The organism is Marinihelvus fidelis (assembly GCF_008725655.1).
GTDB lineage: Bacteria > Pseudomonadota > Gammaproteobacteria > Xanthomonadales > SZUA-36 > Marinihelvus > Marinihelvus fidelis.
Map to the genome: position 1 here is coordinate 196,108 of NZ_VYXP01000003.1, position 15,708 is coordinate 211,815.

Annotated in this window: 12 protein-coding genes; 8 read left to right on the forward strand and 4 right to left on the reverse strand. The window is 65.8% G+C overall.

The genetic code is table 11. The annotated features are described in order from the left end of the window. Positions 1 to 203 precede the first annotated feature (203 nt). The 6 genes from F3N42_RS05290 to F3N42_RS05315 all read left to right on the forward strand — a co-directional run bounded on the left by F3N42_RS05290 (position 204) and on the right by F3N42_RS05315 (position 6,555). Entirely contained in the window at positions 204 to 1,112 is a 909-nt protein-coding gene (locus F3N42_RS05290) for a LysR substrate-binding domain-containing protein (RefSeq protein WP_150863343.1), read from the forward strand. Between the two features lie 138 nt (positions 1,113 to 1,250). Then, entirely contained in the window at positions 1,251 to 1,820 is a 570-nt protein-coding gene (locus tag F3N42_RS05295; RefSeq protein WP_150863344.1) for a hypothetical protein, read from the forward strand. 102 nt (positions 1,821 to 1,922) lie between these two features. After that, positions 1,923 to 3,305, forward strand: coding sequence for an alpha/beta hydrolase family protein (locus tag F3N42_RS05300; protein WP_224784728.1), 1,383 nt, complete (start codon positions 1,923 to 1,925; stop codon positions 3,303 to 3,305). Beyond that, positions 3,302 to 4,282, forward strand: coding sequence for an aldo/keto reductase (locus F3N42_RS05305; RefSeq protein ID WP_150863345.1), 981 nt, complete (start codon positions 3,302 to 3,304; stop codon positions 4,280 to 4,282). The genes F3N42_RS05300 and F3N42_RS05305 overlap by 4 nt, the downstream gene beginning before the upstream one ends. Before the next feature lie 96 nt (positions 4,283 to 4,378). After that, positions 4,379 to 5,416, forward strand: coding sequence for a glycoside hydrolase family 5 protein (locus F3N42_RS05310; RefSeq protein WP_150863346.1), 1,038 nt, complete (start codon positions 4,379 to 4,381; stop codon positions 5,414 to 5,416). Further along, on the forward strand, positions 5,413 to 6,555 hold the full coding sequence (locus tag F3N42_RS05315) for an endo-1,4-beta-xylanase (RefSeq protein WP_150863347.1): 1,143 nt from the start codon (positions 5,413 to 5,415) through the stop codon (positions 6,553 to 6,555). The genes F3N42_RS05310 and F3N42_RS05315 overlap by 4 nt, the downstream gene beginning before the upstream one ends. Here F3N42_RS05315 and F3N42_RS05320 read toward each other — a convergent pair. The 4 genes from F3N42_RS05320 to F3N42_RS05335 all read right to left on the reverse strand — a co-directional run bounded on the left by F3N42_RS05320 (position 6,536) and on the right by F3N42_RS05335 (position 11,621). Then, on the reverse strand, positions 6,536 to 8,035 hold the full coding sequence (locus F3N42_RS05320; RefSeq protein WP_150863348.1) for an MFS transporter: 1,500 nt from the start codon (positions 8,033 to 8,035) through the stop codon (positions 6,536 to 6,538). The genes F3N42_RS05315 and F3N42_RS05320 overlap by 20 nt on opposite strands. Before the next feature lie 37 nt (positions 8,036 to 8,072). Next, positions 8,073 to 9,713: a glycoside hydrolase family 43 protein gene (locus F3N42_RS05325; RefSeq protein WP_150863349.1), complete on the reverse strand. Its 1,641-nt coding sequence runs from the start codon at positions 9,711 to 9,713 to the stop codon at positions 8,073 to 8,075. Positions 9,714 to 9,884: 171 nt separating this feature from the next. Next, the gene (locus tag F3N42_RS05330; protein WP_150863350.1) at positions 9,885 to 10,691 is read right to left on the reverse strand and encodes a hypothetical protein; all 807 of its coding nucleotides are present in this window, start codon (positions 10,689 to 10,691) and stop codon (positions 9,885 to 9,887) included. A gap of 54 nt (positions 10,692 to 10,745) precedes the next feature. Next, positions 10,746 to 11,621, reverse strand: coding sequence for a fumarylacetoacetate hydrolase family protein (locus F3N42_RS05335; RefSeq protein ID WP_224784729.1), 876 nt, complete (start codon positions 11,619 to 11,621; stop codon positions 10,746 to 10,748). A gap of 63 nt (positions 11,622 to 11,684) precedes the next feature. Between F3N42_RS05335 and F3N42_RS05340 the strand changes: the two genes are divergently transcribed. Further along, a complete protein-coding gene (locus tag F3N42_RS05340; protein WP_191621265.1) occupies positions 11,685 to 13,640 on the forward strand; it encodes a YjhG/YagF family D-xylonate dehydratase in 1,956 nt (651 codons plus the stop codon). Further along, on the forward strand, positions 13,637 to 15,631 hold the full coding sequence (locus F3N42_RS05345; protein ID WP_150863353.1) for a sialate O-acetylesterase: 1,995 nt from the start codon (positions 13,637 to 13,639) through the stop codon (positions 15,629 to 15,631). Before F3N42_RS05340 ends, F3N42_RS05345 begins: the two co-directional genes overlap by 4 nt. Positions 15,632 to 15,708 lie beyond the last annotated feature (77 nt).

Here is a 15,708-nt window from a genome sequence, read left to right on the forward strand (position 1 = left end):
GCCGCGCCACCGTGGTGCATGAACGGGGTTTAAAGCCCCCTGAAAACGACCCGCAAGCCCTTTGATCCGCGGCCCCGGTCATGCCGTAACGGCCCCGACCAGGCGCCAGGAATGGCACGTTTCCTGCATCTCTATTCATGCCCGAAAGAAGTATTCCCAACTGACACGCGGCCGACACGGGCAGCCGTCAGGATCCAGGAGCCATGGACCCCTCAAGCCAGTTCTCAGGACGCAAGGTATCGATGCGCGGTTTGCGCACGTTCTGCGTGGCCGCCCGGCATCGCACCCTGCGCCATGCCGCGGATGAGCTGTTCATCACCGCCTCCGCGGTCAGCCACCAGATCAAGAAGCTGGAAAGCGAGATGCACGTGCAGCTGTTCGTCCGCCAGGGCCGCACGCTGGACCTGACCCCCGCCGGCGCCATGCTGTATGAGCAGGCCAGTGAGGCCATCAGCCGCCTGGAGGATGTCACGGCGCGGGTGCAGGCCGAATACGCGCGCGGTACGCTGCGGGTCTCGGTCCAGCCGTTCTTCGCCAGCGAATTGCTGATGCCGCGCCTGGGCGATTTCCGCGAGCAGCACCCGGATATCGACCTGCTGCTCGACGCCAGCGATGAGTCGACCCACAAGCACCCGGTCGCCGCCGACGTGTCCATTCGCCTGTTCCGGCAGCGGCCGGGCCAGTTCGACGCCGAAAAACTGTTTCCCCTGCGCCTGGTGCCGGCGTGTTCACCGGCCTTCCTGGACAAGCTCGGTGGCGACCCCTGGGCAGACCCCAGGAAACTGCCCATCGTGGTCCACAGCGGCCGCCCGGAGGCATGGGCATCCTGGTCGGCGCGCTCGGGCATTCCTGTGCCGGTCGGGGCTAACATTGTCCGGCTGGATTCGATGAGCGCGGTGGTCCGGGCTGCGGAACGCGGGCTGGGCGCGGCGCTGGTCCCCATGCCGCTGGCGGGGCCGTCTTTCGAGGCCGGGCTGCTCCGGCAACTGTCTGACGTCGAGCTGGAACTGCCCGACGCCTACTGGTTCGCGACCCGTCGCAACCTGCGCGACCGCGCGGATATCCGCGACTTTCGCGCCTGGGTATTACAGAATTTCGAACACGAAAGCTGAATTTTCCTCAACTTTCACTCGCATTTATTTCGCTGGTTCATACCCCTCCCCAGCCGTAACTTGTTAACCGTCGTCGACAACGATGTCGATGACGCCAAGAACCACCGCACCGGTTCTAAACCAATGGAGGAATGACCGATGAAACTGTTGACCCGCAAGCCCATGATCAAAGCCACACTCCTGGCCCCCGCAGTCGCACTGCTGGCAGGCCTTTCCACCCACACGATGGCCGGCACCAGCGATTACGCCATGGTCGTCTACGAAGACAGCCGCCTGGCGAAGGGCGTGATGAGCGGCGACTACGCCACCATCAAGGACACCCTGGCCGCCCTGGAAGCCCGTGGTGGCACGGATTTCCACTCACTGAACAACTTGTGTGTCGGTTACACGATGACCAAGGCGTTCACCAAGGCCGAGGCTGCCTGCGACGCCGCCGTCGGCGAAGACGGCGCCCCGGACACCCTGTTCGACATGGATGAAGCGTTCTCTGGCGCCCGTCCACGCAAGTCCGAGGCCCGTAACCGCGAAGCCGTTGCCCTGTCAAACCGTGGCGTACTGCGCGCCGTGACCGGTGACATGGTCGGCGCCCGTGAAGATTTCGAGCGCGCTGCCGCGACGTCTGACATCGTTGATGCCGCCGAAATCAACCTGACCCGCCTGACCGCTCTGGCTCCGGCGCCGGCGACTATCGCGCAGGCTGATCGGTGATAGACCCGCTGCCTGACGGCAGCGACCCCTGGCAATATTGACCGGCCCCTGGGCAACCACGGGCCGGTTTTTTTTGCCTGCCGGAGCGGATATGCTCGTGGCATGCCCTCTCCGCTTTATTTCCGCGCACTCACATTCGTGCTGGCGCTCGGCCTGGCCACACATGCCGGCGCTGTTCCCCCGCCGCCCGAACCGCTGTCCACCGAGGATGACCACGCCTGGATGATGCGCCAACTGGGCATCGAGTCGCTGCGCCGCGGCGCCGATGGCGACCCGGCGTCACCGCACGCGGCGAACTACGACGAATCTGAGGCCAACGGCCACATGGACACGCTGCCGGATGTACTGACATTCGCAGACGGTTCCAGGGTCACCAGCGCAGAAGGCTGGTGGCAACGGCGCCGCCCCGAGATTGCAGACATCTTCGAAACCGAGATTTACGGCCGGGTGACGGGCGAACTGCCTGACATCGAGTGGCGCGTAACGGAGACCCGGTCCGAAAGCATCGGCGACGTCGACACCCTGACTCAGACAGTGGCCGGGTCGATGAAGAACCCGTTGCCGCCCGGCACCGAAGTTAATATCGAGCTGACCCTGTCGCGCCCGGCAACGGCCACGGGGGATGTGCCTGTTGTGCTGGAACTCGGCTTTGACGCCGCCTTCCTGGCGCGTCTGCGTGAGCGCTTTACCGAGGAGCAGCTGGCCGCCTTTCGCGGCGATGGCCCGCCATGGAACGAGCAGGTGCTGGCGCGCGGCTGGGCGGCCGCCTCGCTGGTTGCGACGTCCATCCAGGCTGACAACGGCGCCGGTCTTTACGAGGGCGTTATCGGCATAGGCACCGGCGGCGGCTCGCGCACCCCGGGGGACTGGGGCGCCCTGCGCGCATGGGCCTGGGGCGTGAGCCGCGTGCTCGACTACCTGGAAAATGCGGAAGGTTTCAACGCTACCCGTGTGGCCGTCGAGGGCCATTCGCGCTATGGCAAGGCGATGCTGGTGGCCATGGCCTTCGAGCCCCGGCTGGCCGCCGCCTTTATCAGCTCTTCTGGTGAGGCCGGCGCCAAGTTATGGCGACGCCATTACGGCGAGCAGGTGGGCAATATCGCTGGTAGCGGCGAGTACCACTGGATGGCCGGCAACTTCCTGAAGTACGCCGGCCCGCTGGGTGTCGACGACCTGCCCATCGACCAGCACATGCTCATCGCCCTGTGTGCACCCCGCCCCGTGTTCATTTCCAGCGGCACCGGGGGCGACCAGTGGACCGACCCGAAAGGCATGTTCCTGGCCGCGGCGCACGCGTCACCGGTGTATGAACTGCTGGGCGCCCGCGGACTGGGCACCATGGACTACCCGGCCGTCGGCGTTGGCCTGCTCGACGGTGACCTGGCCTGGCGCCAGCACGAGATGGGCCACACCCCGGCGCCCAACTGGCCCTATTTCCTGGATTTTATCGACCGCTATTTCAGCAAGGACACGACCGCACCATGAAACAACGAACCCTGGGCAAGAGCGACATCCTGGTATCCGAGGCCGGCCTGGGCTGCTGGCAACTGGGCGGCGATTTCGGCCCGGTCGAGGGCGAGCGCGCCGAGGCGGTGCTGCGCGCGGCGCTTGAGGCCGGCATCGATTTCTGGGATACCGCCGATGTCTATGGCGCCGGGCTCAGCGAGTCCCGCATCGGCGAGTTTGTCCGTAAACACGCGGCGGATGTGACCATCGCGACCAAGGTCGGCCGCGACGGCGAGCTCTATCCAACCGGCTATACCCGCAGGAAAGTGCGCGCCAGTATCGAAGGCTCGGCGCGCCGGCTGGGCGTCGAGGCCGTTGACCTGGTGCAACTGCATTGCGTGCCACCCGAGGTGCTGTACGACGGCGACCTGCTGGCCTGGATGGAGGACTTCCAGCGCGATGGCCTGGTGCGCGCTTTCGGCGCCAGCGTGGAGACCCTGGAGGAAGCGAAATTCGCCTGCACGCACCCGGACCTGGCCTCGCTGCAGATCATCTTCAACCTGTTCCGCCAGGACGCCATTACCGAGCTGTTCCCGCTGGCCATGGAGAAGAACGTCGGCATCATCGTCCGGCTACCGCTGGCCAGCGGCGTGCTGGCGGGCAAGATGCATGCCGGCCAGACCTTTGCGGACACGGACCATCGCCAGTACAACCGTAACGGCGAAGCCTTCAGCCAGGGTGAAACCTTCTCCGGGCTTCCCTTCGAGACCGCCGTCGAACTGGCGGACGCGCTGAAACCGCTGGTACCGGAAGGCATGGACCTGGCGCAGATGGCGATGCGGTGGATCCTGGACCACCCCGCCGTCACCACGGTCATCGCCGGCGCCAGCCGGCCGGACCAGGTCACACGCAACGCGGCGGCCAGCGATCTCCCTGCCCTGGGCGAGGCGCTGCACGCGGAACTGGCGGCGTTCTACCACCAGCGCGTGCGTGAGCAGATCCGCGTCCCGGTCTGATCCCGGCCCGGCTGACGGCAAGCTCCCCGCGGCAATGACAGCGTTGTACACTGTGTCCCGGCTCGAACCCAACAACAACGAAAAGGAGAATTGAACATGCCCCGTCTCCACCTGCTGCTCGCCGGCCTGCTCATGCTCGCGACCAGCCCCGGCACCCTGGCCGAACAGACCTTCAGCGACGCGCCGGAAACCATGGCCGGCGCGCCAACGCTGTCCCAGCTCAGCGTCGACGGCAATCGGTTTATCAATGCGGACGGCGACACCGTCGTCCTGCGCGGCCTGTCGCTGTCCGACCCCTGGCACCTGGAGCGCCAGGGCCACTGGAACCGCGCCTACTTCGAAGCCGCCCGCGCATGGAACGCCGAACTGGTGCGCATCCCGGTGCACCCGGGCTGGTGGCGCGAAGCCGGTCACGAGCAATACCTGCAATGGCTCGACCAGGGCGTGCAATGGGCCGGCGAACTCGGCATGTACGTCATCATCGACTGGCACACCATCGGCAACCCGCTGACCGGTGTGCCACACCGCCCCAACTACCTGACCACACAGGAAGAAACCTATTATTTCTGGCACCTGGTTGCCAACCGCTACCGCGGCAACCCGGTGGTCGCCTTCTACGAACTGTTCAACGAGCCAACCAACCGCGGCGGCGAAATGGGCCGGCTGCCGTGGCCGGAGTACAAGGCCTACATCGAGGGCCTGGTCGACATGATCTTCCACATCGATGACACCGCCATCCCGCTGGTGGCCGGCTTCGACTGGGCCTATTCACTGGAGCACGTGCGCGACGACCCGATCGATTTCGACGGCATCGCCTATGTCTCCCACCCCTATCCGCAGAAGCGCGAGCCGCCCTGGCAGAACCAGTGGGAGGCCGACTGGGGCTATGTCGCCGACACCTACCCCGTCATCGTTACCGAGTTCGGCTACATGGCCGAGGGAGACCGGGGCGCGCATATCCCGGTCCTGGGCGACGACACCTACGGTAAGGCCATCACCGACTACATGGCGGACAAGGGCATTTCCTGGACCGCCTGGGTCTTCGACCCGAGATGGACCCCCAACCTGTTCACCGACTGGGACTACACCCCGACAATGCAGGGTGAATTCTTCAAAAAGGTACTCGCGCAATGAACGCTCTGAAAACACTGACGCTGACTTTTTCCCTGGCCGCGCTGGCCGCCCCTGTACGGGCGAGTGATGAGCCACCCGCATTGAAGGATGTCTTCAAAGACGACTTCCACATCGGCGTCGCACTGGGCGAGCACCAGATCCTGGGCAAGGAACCCGGCACCCTGGGCCTGGTCGCGCGACAGTTCAACGCGGTAACGGCCGAGAACGTCATGAAATGGGCCGAGCTTCAGCCCGTCGAGGGCGAGTATGACTGGGCCGCTGCCGACGCCATGGTCGACTTCGCCGCCGACAATGACATGTACGTCACCGGCCACACCCTGCTGTGGCACCAGCAGACCCCGGAATGGGTGTTCCAGGACGCCGATGGCAACCCGGCCAGCCGCGAGTTGCTGCTGCAACGCCTGGAGAACCATATCCAGGCCGTGGTCGGGCGCTACAAGGACCGGGTGCGTTCCTGGGACGTGGTCAACGAGGCGGTCAACGATGACGGCAGCATGCGCGACACGCCGTGGTACCGCATCCTGGGCGAGGACTACGTGACCCAGGCCTTTCGCCTGGCCGCCGAGGCCGACCCCACCGCCACCCTGCTCTACAACGACTACAGCCTGTTCGTGCCGGCCAAGCGCGACGGCGTGGTGCGGCTGATGAAGCAGGTGCAGGCGGCCGGGGTCAAGGTCGACGGCGTGGGCCTGCAGGGCCACTACGGCCTGGACCACCCCGAGGACATGCAGGACCTGGCCGACTCGATCGAGGCCTTCGCCGCGCTGGGGCTGGACTCTTCCATTACAGAACTGGATATCGCGGTGCTGCCGTTCCCGTCACAGGACCACTGGGGCGCCGACCTGGACGTGAACATGGAACTGAACCAGCAATACAACCCCTACACCCAGAACTTGCCCGACGACATCGCCGCCGCGCAGGCCGAGCGCTTTCGCCTGGTATTCGAGGTGCTGCTGGCGCATGCCGACACCGTCGAGCGCGTGACCTTCTGGGGCGTGCACGATGGCCACAGCTGGAAGAACGGCTGGCCCATGGCCGGGCGCACCGACTACCCGCTGCTGTTCGACCGCCAGCTTCAGCCGAAGCCGGCGTTCTGGTCCGTCGTGGGACTGAAAGGCGTCAGCCCGCCGTCTCCGTGACATCCGCGGCGCCGGTGGTGAGCCGGCGCTGCGCCAGGTCCTGTTCGATGCGCGATTCCATCGCCTTGTTGATCTGGTAGAAGCACATCAGGCCGACGCCGATAAAGAACGGTAGCGAGGCATAGACGCTGACCGCCATCTGGATGCCGCTCACGGTTTCTGCCGACTGGCTGGCCAACGCGGCGTCGTAGCCGTAATGGGCCAGGATGCCAGCGACCAGTGATCCGCCCACCGCAAGGCCCACTTTCAGCCCGCAGATCATGGCCGAGAACACGATGGCCGTGGCGCGGCGGTGATGCTTCCACTCCGAGAAGTCAGCGACATCGGCAATCATCGCCCAAAGCAGCGGAATGGTGATGCCGTAGAAGAAGCCGTGCAGCACCTGGGCGCCGAACACCAGGCCCATGGCGTCGGGCGGAAACCACCAGAACACCAGGATAAACAGCGTGGAGACGAACAGCGCCGCGGAGAACACGTTGCGCTTGCCGAAGCGGTCCGCCAGTTTCCGCGAGAAGCCGATGCCCACGATCATCATGATGATGCCGCCGGCGTTGAAGACGCTGAAGCCCGAGGTCGGCGCGTCTTCCGGCCAGCGGAACTCGGTCAGGCCGATACTGGTCAGCACGCCGTTCAGGCCGGCAATAAAGCTGTTGAAGCCGCTGTTGTCCAGGAACGCGGCGATGGCCGCCTCGTCCAGGTAGTTTTCGAAGTAGTAGATGTAGGTGCCGCCCTTCAGTGCCAGGGTGATGAACACCAGCACCGTCAGCCCCAGCAGCAGCCACCACGAGCGGTTACTGACCAGGTCGCCCAGGTCCTGCAGCACCGTGGATTTCTGCTCCGGCTCCGGCACGATGCGCTCGCGCGTGGTGAAGAACGTGATCAGGAAAAACACCACGCCGACAATGGAGAACAGCATCATCGTGTTGCGGAAACCCGCCGCCTTGTCGCCATCGCCCAGGATCAGCACCAGCGGCAGCAGCAACACCTGGATGATGAACTGCGCCACCATTACCGCCACGAAACGGTACGAAGACAGGCTGTTGCGGTCCGACATCGAACCTGTCAGCACGCCGGACAGCGCCGAGTACGGCAGGTTGTTGGCCGAGTAGATCAGCACCAGCAGCACGTAGGTGATGAAGGCGTACAAAATCTTGCCCTGCTCATCAAAACCCGGCGTGCTAAACGCCAGCAGCGCGACGATACCGAAGGGCACCGAGGTCCACAGGATCCACGGCCGGAACTTGCCCCAGCGGGTATTCGTCCGATCCGCGATCATGCCCATGATGGGGTTGAAGAAGGCGCCGATCATGCCGCCAACGAAGATGATCGTCGAGGCCGGTCCCGCCGGGATGCCGAAGACATCCGTGTAGAAGAACGCCAGGAAGGTCATCAGCGTCTGGAAAATCAGGTTGGCCGCCAGGTCGCCCAGGCTGTAGCCGACTTTTTCAATAACCGTGAGCCGTTGTGTATCGGTGTTCATGGGGTGATCGCCCTCGTGTTGTTTTGATCGTTGTCGTTCAGTTCAGTGCTTCGTAATCGAACCAGTCGAAATCCGCCGCGCAGTCCTGCCCGGAGGTGTCATGGCAGCACATGCCGACGAACGCGCCGGTGAAACTGCTGCCTTCACCGATGCCCGCTTCGTCCGAGATCAGTGAGTAATTGAGTTTCACTGGCGCTTCCGTCCAGTCCTCGCCGTCCGTGGACCAGGAAAAGCGCAACACCTGGTGGTCGGCCATGGCGCGCAGCCACACCGGGCCCTTGTCGGGCAAGCGGTAGCGCGGTTCCGGATTGCCGGGGTTGTCCGGCTCGCTATCGCTGAGCGGGAAGACGGCGAAGCCATCCCGGTCACCCTCGACGCTCCAGATATCGATGTACCGGCGCCCCTGGTCGTCAACGGAAACGTACAGGTAGTGAAACTTGCCGGCGTTGTAATAGCAGACCAGGCCGGCCAGTTGGTGAATATTTTCGGGCGCGAAATCCATCCGTGTCTCGGCACGATAGACGAACGCATCCTGGCGGCGCGCGACCAGGGCCTGCTCGAACCAGCTTCCGGGCGAGGCCTTGCCGGTCAGTCGCAAGTGACCGGGCCGTGCATCCAGGCTCATGAAACGTTCCGGCTCCGGTGAACGCAGCCACTGAAACTCCATGGGCAGGACCGGCTCATCGAAATCGCGCCTGACCGGGGTCGCCGGCCAGGGGTGCTGCGGCAGGTCCGGCGCCGGTACCTCCAGTGCGGGCTGGCCGTCGCCGACGGCGCCCTCCAGGCGTGGCCAGCCATCTTCACTCCACACCGTTTTCTGCAACGCCGTCTCGCGCCCCAGCGGGCAGCGGCGCAAACCGTCCAGAGGCCGGCCACACAGGTGCACCAGGTAGGTTTCGCCGGACGGCGTGTCAAACAGGTCACCGTGACCGCTACGCTGCAGCGGCAGGTCAGGGTCGTCCTTCGATGTCAGCAGGTAGCCATTGGGGTCGACCTCGTAGGGCCCATGGATATCCCGCGAGCGCGCCACGGTCATGGCGTGGTTATAGCCGGTGCCGCCCTCGGCCGTCACCAGGTAATACCAGTCGTCGCGCCTGTACAGGTGCGGCGCCTCGGTCAGGCCGAGCGCGGTACCGCGGAAGATGTTGGTGATCTCCCCCACCAACCGGCGCTGGTCGTGATCATATTCCTGCAGGTAGACCCCGCCAAACGGGTTGTGGCCGGGACGATGGTCCCAAACCATGTTGACGAACCACTTGCGGCCGTTATCGTCATGAAACAGCGAGGGGTCGAAACCGCTGCTGTTCATGTACACGGGGTCGGACCACTCGCCATCGATGGTCGCGCAGGTGGTCAGGTAGTTGGGCGTGTCCTTGTTCTGGCCACGGTGACGTTTTACATCGGTGTAAATCAGCCAGAACAGGCCATCGGCATGGCTCAGGCACGGCGCCCAGACACCGCAGGAGTCGGGGCTGCCGCGCATGTCCAGCAGCGCGGTGCGGTTCAGTGGCCGCGCGGCCAGTCGCCAGTTTCGCAGGTCGCGAGAGTGATGAATCTGTACACCGGGGTACCACTCGAAGGTCGAGGTCGCGATATAGAAGTCGTCGCCCACCCTGGCGATGGACGGATCCGGATTGAATCCGGGCAGGATGGGGTTGCGAATCTTTGGTTCGCTCATGCAACAGCACCCGATCGTTGTAGGTTGGATTTAGGGTTGAGCCTGTCCGCCAGCGCCTTTTGTTAGCGCTAACACCACGATGGTATCACAGCCCCGATTCCCAGCTACCCCAACCGGGTGAGGCCAGGGCCCGCGCCCGGCCATAGCGGGCCGGGGGGGACTTGATGCCGATCAGTGGCACCCAGGGTGCCGGTGAATATCCGTGACGTTCACCACGCGGCCGTCGGCCACACCCAGTTGCATGCACTGGCCGGAGCGACGGTTGTACCAGATGCCGTACGACGTGTTTCCCGATTTCAGCGTGTCGACGTGGGTAAAGCCCCGCTCACGCATTTCCGAGTCGGCGCTCGAAGCCCTCGTTCCATCCAGGTCCGCCAGGTTTACAGTGCGCGAGTAGTGGTTGCTGTAATCGCGGCCGTATTCTTCCTGGTGATAGCGGTAAGACGTCTCGTGCTCACGCTGATCGGTACCGGAATCAAAACCTTCGCGATAGGCATCGGTGCGGTCGTAGTTATTGTAGGTACGATGATGGAGCGCATCGCGATAGCCGCGGTCAAACTCCGCCTCGTCGTCCTGGTCATCATAGTGATCATCATCGTCGTGATGATGATGCTTGTGGGCCAGCGCAATGGCGCCGAGCACGGCTGCGGCACCAATCGCGATGGCGGCGGCATTGTTGTTGTCGCCACCGCCCTGCTGGTTGCAGTCGGACGCCGTGGTGGTGGTAATGGCGTCGAACCGGCCATCGGCCACGGCGACGGAAATGCACTCGCTGTCGTCACGGTTCCACCAGTAGCTCCAACTGCGGTCGTAGCTTTTCTGCGTCTGGATGTGCAGCCAGCCGCGGTCGTTCAACGCGGCGGCACCCGACGACGCGCGCGCGCCGACCAGGTCATCTACACTTCGTGGCGTATCGGCATGCGCTGCGGTCGCCAGCGTGAACACGGCCACCAGGGTCAACCATCGTTCGGCTCTCATCAGGGTCTCCTCCTTGTTCCAGGAACATTTTCGGCGCGCAGGGGTGCGCCGTGTTCAGCTTAGCCCAATCCCCTTGCCTCCGGGTGTCAGCGGGGCCACCGCATTCTCCAGCGTTCCGATGCCATCGATTGAAATGCGCATGACATCCCCTGCAGCCAGCGCGAAGTCGTCACCCGGCACGATGCCGGTACCAGTCATCAGCAGGCAGCCGCCCGGATGGCTGTTGTCACGGAACAGGAACCCGACCAGTTCCCGCGGTGTGCGCTTCATGTCCGCCAGCCGGGTCTCACCGCTGAACACCGTCTCGCCACCGCGGCTGATGGACAGGCGGATGGCCGTGTCCGGTCCGGGCAGTTCTTCGGCGACACGGATGCCCGGCCCCAGCGCGGCACAGCGGTCGAAGGTTTTTGCCTGTGGAAGGTAGAGCGGATTCTCACCCTCAATGTCGCGACAGCTGAGGTCATTGCCCACCGTGCAACCGACAATCTCGCCGCTGGATGTGACCACCAGCACCAGTTCCGGCTCCGGCACCATCCACGAGGAATCACTGCGCAGGCCCAGGTCATCGCCCGGCCCGACAACCCGGTGCGCGGTTGCCTTCAGGAACAGTTCCGGTCGCGCCGCCGTGTAGACCCGGTCGTAGAAGTCGCCGCCACCGGCCGACTCGGACTCCTCCATGCGCGCCTCGCGGCTGCGCCGGTAGGTCACGCCGCAGGCCCAGACCTCCTGGTCCAGGAGCGGCGCGAGTGGCGCCAGGGAGGCCTCGTCCAGGTCGGGGCTGGCGGCATGGTCCTGTGCGTGACGGGCCAGCTTCTGCGCCAGTTTGTCGCTGTCGACCCAGTCGTTCCAGCCGCCCGGCAAGGCCCAGCAGACACCGTCACGGCAGGCCACCGGACCCTCGGCGGTGCGATAAAGCATGAAATGTGACACCAAAATGTCCTCCGCTGTCATTTTTCACGTACACTGCGCCATAACGATTCACGAGGTCAAGCCATCTCTCACCTTTTCGACAACGACGACCCTGACATCTACGCGGTCCGGACCCATTCACCCGGCCCTGCCGGCGCCCTGCCCCTGACCGACACGATGCTGCGCGAGCGGCCCAGCGGTGACCTGTTCGGCTGGACCCAGGACGCCGCGATGGGCTGGAGCCCTGCACAGCTGGGGCGTGATGAGTACCTGCTGCTGAGTACCCAGGGCGGACTGCGCGCGCCGGACGGCACACCGGTTGCGTTGGGCTATCACACCGGACACTGGGAGATCGGCCTGTTGGTCGACGCGGCAGCCCGCTCAATCCGCGAACACGGTGGCATTCCCTTCGCCGGCTACTGTTCCGACCCCTGCGACGGACGCACCCAGGGCACGGCCGGCATGTTCGACAGCCTGCCCTACCGCAACGACGCCGCCACGGTCATGCGACGACTGGTGCGCTCCTTGCCCACACGCAGCGGGGTGATGGGCATTGCCACCTGCGACAAGGGCCTGCCGGCGATGATGATGACACTGGCGGCGCAGCGCGACCTGCCGGTCATCCTGGTTCCCGGCGGTGTCACGCTGCCGCCGTCGCGCGGCGAAGACGCCGGCGCGGTGCAGACCATCGGCGCGCGCTATGCCCACGGCCTGCTGAGCCTGCAGGACGCGGCCGACCTGGGCTGCCGGGCCTGCGCCACGCCCGGCGGCGGCTGCCAGTTCCTGGGCACGGCCGCCACGGCACAGGTGGTAGGCGAGGCGCTGGGACTATCACTGCCGCACACGGCGCTGGCGCCCTCCGGCCAGCCCATCTGGACCGACATGGCGCGACGCTCCGCCCGTGCGCTGGTGGCGCAGGCCGCCGCCGGCATCCGCGGCCGCGACCTGCTGACCGATGCCGACATCCGTAATGCGATGACCGTGCACGCGGCCTTCGGCGGGTCGACCAACCTGTTGCTGCACCTGCCGGCCATTGCGCACGCGGCCGGCCTGGCCCGCCCCTCGGTCCACGACTGGATCGACGTCAGCCGCGTTACGCCGCGACTGGTCAGCGTGCTGCCCAACGGGCCGGTGCATCACCCCACCGTGCGCGTGTTCCTGGCCGGTGGCGTCCCGGAAGTCATGCTGCACCTGCGCGACCTGGGCCTGCTGGAAACCGGCACGCTGACCGCCGCCGGCGTCACGCTGGGTGAGGCCCTCGACCAGTGGGCCGGCTCGGAACGACGACGTGCGTTGCGACAACGGCTGGCCGATGCCGACGGCGTCGACCCCGACAGCGTCATCATGCCGCCGGCGGCGGCGCGCGATGCCGGTCTTTCGGGCACGCTGGCCTTTCCCACCGGCAACCTCGCGCCCGAGGGCGCGGTGGTCAAGGCCACGTCCATAGCGCCATCCAGGCTGCGCGACGGCGTCTATCACCACCTGGGCCCGGCGCGGGTGTTCACGGATGAGAAAGCTGCGATGGCGGCGATCAAGGGCCAGTCTGAGAACCCGCTGCAGGCCGGCGACGTACTGGTGCTGGCCGGTTGCGGCCCGTTGGGCACCGGCATGGAAGAAACCTACCAGCTCACCTCCGCACTGAAGCACCTGCCCTGGGGCAACACGGTCACCCTGCTGACCGACGCGCGCTTTTCCGGCGTGTCCACCGGCGCCTGCATCGGCCACATCGGGCCGGAAGCGCTGGCCGGCGGACCGCTGGGTCGGCTGCGCGATGGCGACCAGGTCGAGATTCACCTGGATCTCGCCGACATGAGCGGCCGGGTCAACCTCGTTGGCGACGGCGACGGGGTCCACGATGCCGATTGGGGGACACGCGAGCTCACACACCGCGCACCCCACCCCGACCTGGCACCCGCCGACGGCCTGCCCGATGACACCCGGCTGTGGGCCGCCCTGCAGGCCGCCAGCGGCGGCACCTGGGGCGGCTGCGTGTACGATGTCGACGCCATCATCGCCCGGCTCGAAGGACAGCAGACATGACACTGACCCGAACCTTACGACACCTCCCCCGGCTGGCCTGGCTGGCCCTCGCCGCATGGCCGCTGGGCCTGGCGGCCGATATCCGCCTGCCCACGGTGCTTGGCGACGGCATGGTGCTGCAACGCGATGCCGAGGTCACCCTGTGGGGCTGGGCCGATGACGGCGAAGTGGTCTCCATTTCGCTGGACGGCGAGCCCTGGGCCCAGGCCACGGCGGCGAATGGGCAATGGCGCGTGAAGGCCCCTGCCCGCCCCGCCGGCGGCCCGCACAAACTGACCTTTAGCGGCAACAACACCATCGAGCGCGAGGACGCCTGGTTCGGCGACGTCTGGATCGCATCCGGCCAGTCCAACATGGAGTACCCGCTGTCGCGGCTGGTCGATGTCTACGCCGAAGATATCGCGGCGGCTTCGCTGCCGTTGATCCGCCAGTTCAAGGTGCCAAAGACCTGGGACTTCCAGGGCCCGCGTGACGATATCGACGGCGCGGCCTGGGTGGCCGCCAGCCCGGACACGGTCGCGGATTTTTCCGCCGTCGCGTTCTTCTTCGCCCGCGACATCCACGCCCGTTACGACGTGCCCATCGGCATCGTCAACACCACGTTTGGCGGGTCACCGGCCGAGGGCTGGCTCAACGAGGCTGACCTGGCGCGCTGGCCGCACTACCTGGCGCAGGCGCAGGCCTACCAGGATGCTGACGCCCTGCAGGCCCTGCGGGAGCAGGACCGCGCCCGAAACGACGCCTGGTACACGGCGCTGGACGCGGCCGACCGCGGCCTTTCCGCCACTCCGCCCTGGTCCGACCCGGCCGTTGAGGACAGCGACTGGGAGGCCATGACCGTGCCCGGCGACTGGGGCGACAGTAGCACCGGCCCGGTCAACGGCGCCGTCTGGTTACGCCGTCATATCGACCTGCCCGCGGCGTCAGCAGGGCAGCCCGCATTGCTCAGGCTGGGCCGCATCGTGGACGCCGACACCGCCTGGGTGAACGGTGTTGCCGTTGGCCAGACCACCTACCAGTACCCGCAACGTCGCTACGAGGTGCCCGCCGGCGTGCTGCGCGAGGGCGAGAATGTCATTACCATCCGCATCATCAACAGTGCCGGGCGCGGTGAGTTTGTCGCCGACAAGCCGTACCGCCTGGAGGTTGCGGGCCAGGCGATCGACCTGTCCGGTGACTGGAAGCTGCGCCTGGGCGCCGCGGCCGAGCCGCTCGCAGGGCCGGCCTTCCAGGAGTGGAGCCTGCCGCTGGCCTACTACAACGCCATGCTGGCGCCGCTCACGCCGCTGACACTGAAAGGCGTCACCTGGTACCAGGGTGAGTCCAACGTGAAAGACCCGGCCGAGTATGCCGAGCTGTTCCCCTTCATGATCACGGCCTGGCGGCGCTATTTTGGCCAGCCCGACCTGCCCTTCCTGTTCGTGCAGCTGGCCAACTTCCTGCCCCCGGCCGATGAGCCCGGCGACAGTGACTGGGCCGAGACCCGCGATGCCCAGGCCGGCGCCCTGGCGCTGCCCCGCACCGGCATGGCCGTCGCCATCGATGTCGGCGAATGGAACGACATCCACCCCGTCAACAAGCGCACCGTCGGTGAACGCCTGGCGTTACAGGCGCGGAAGATCGCCTACGGCGAAGACTCGCTGTTGGCTTCAGGCCCGACCCTGGGGAACATCAGCGCGCGTGGCCATGAACTGGTACTGACCTTTGCCAATGTCAGCGGCGGCCTCTACGCCGACCTCGACCGTGGCAATGACGGCACAACGGCGGACCGAATCTCCACCACCCCCGGCGGGTTCCAGCTCGCTGGCCCCGAAGGCCCGTTCCACTGGGCCGATGCCCGTATCGAGGGCAATGCCGTGATCGTATCCAGCGCCGCGGTCGAGCAACCTGCCCGGGTGCGCTACGCTTGGGCCGACAACCCGGTGCGCGCCAACCTGTACAACACCGAGGGCCTTCCGGCAGCACCTTTCCAGGCCAGCGTACAGCCCTGAAAACACCCCGGTAACGCACCCGGCGTTTGCACCGCGGAGCCATTGCGGACAGAATCAGCACTGGCTCAATAAAAACG

Coding starts and splice junctions, on each gene's coding strand:
- F3N42_RS05295 (WP_150863344.1), top strand. CDS start 1,251: ATGAAACTGTTGACCCGCAAGCCCATGATCAAAGCCACACTCCTGGCC.
- F3N42_RS05325 (WP_150863349.1), bottom strand. CDS start 9,713: ATGAGCGAACCAAAGATTCGCAACCCCATCCTGCCCGGATTCAATCCG.
- F3N42_RS05290 (WP_150863343.1), top strand. CDS start 204: ATGGACCCCTCAAGCCAGTTCTCAGGACGCAAGGTATCGATGCGCGGT.
- F3N42_RS05305 (WP_150863345.1), top strand. CDS start 3,302: ATGAAACAACGAACCCTGGGCAAGAGCGACATCCTGGTATCCGAGGCC.
- F3N42_RS05315 (WP_150863347.1), top strand. CDS start 5,413: ATGAACGCTCTGAAAACACTGACGCTGACTTTTTCCCTGGCCGCGCTG.
- F3N42_RS05345 (WP_150863353.1), top strand. CDS start 13,637: ATGACACTGACCCGAACCTTACGACACCTCCCCCGGCTGGCCTGGCTG.
- F3N42_RS05310 (WP_150863346.1), top strand. CDS start 4,379: ATGCCCCGTCTCCACCTGCTGCTCGCCGGCCTGCTCATGCTCGCGACC.
- F3N42_RS05320 (WP_150863348.1), bottom strand. CDS start 8,035: ATGAACACCGATACACAACGGCTCACGGTTATTGAAAAAGTCGGCTAC.
- F3N42_RS05330 (WP_150863350.1), bottom strand. CDS start 10,691: ATGAGAGCCGAACGATGGTTGACCCTGGTGGCCGTGTTCACGCTGGCG.
- F3N42_RS05300 (WP_224784728.1), top strand. CDS start 1,923: ATGCCCTCTCCGCTTTATTTCCGCGCACTCACATTCGTGCTGGCGCTC.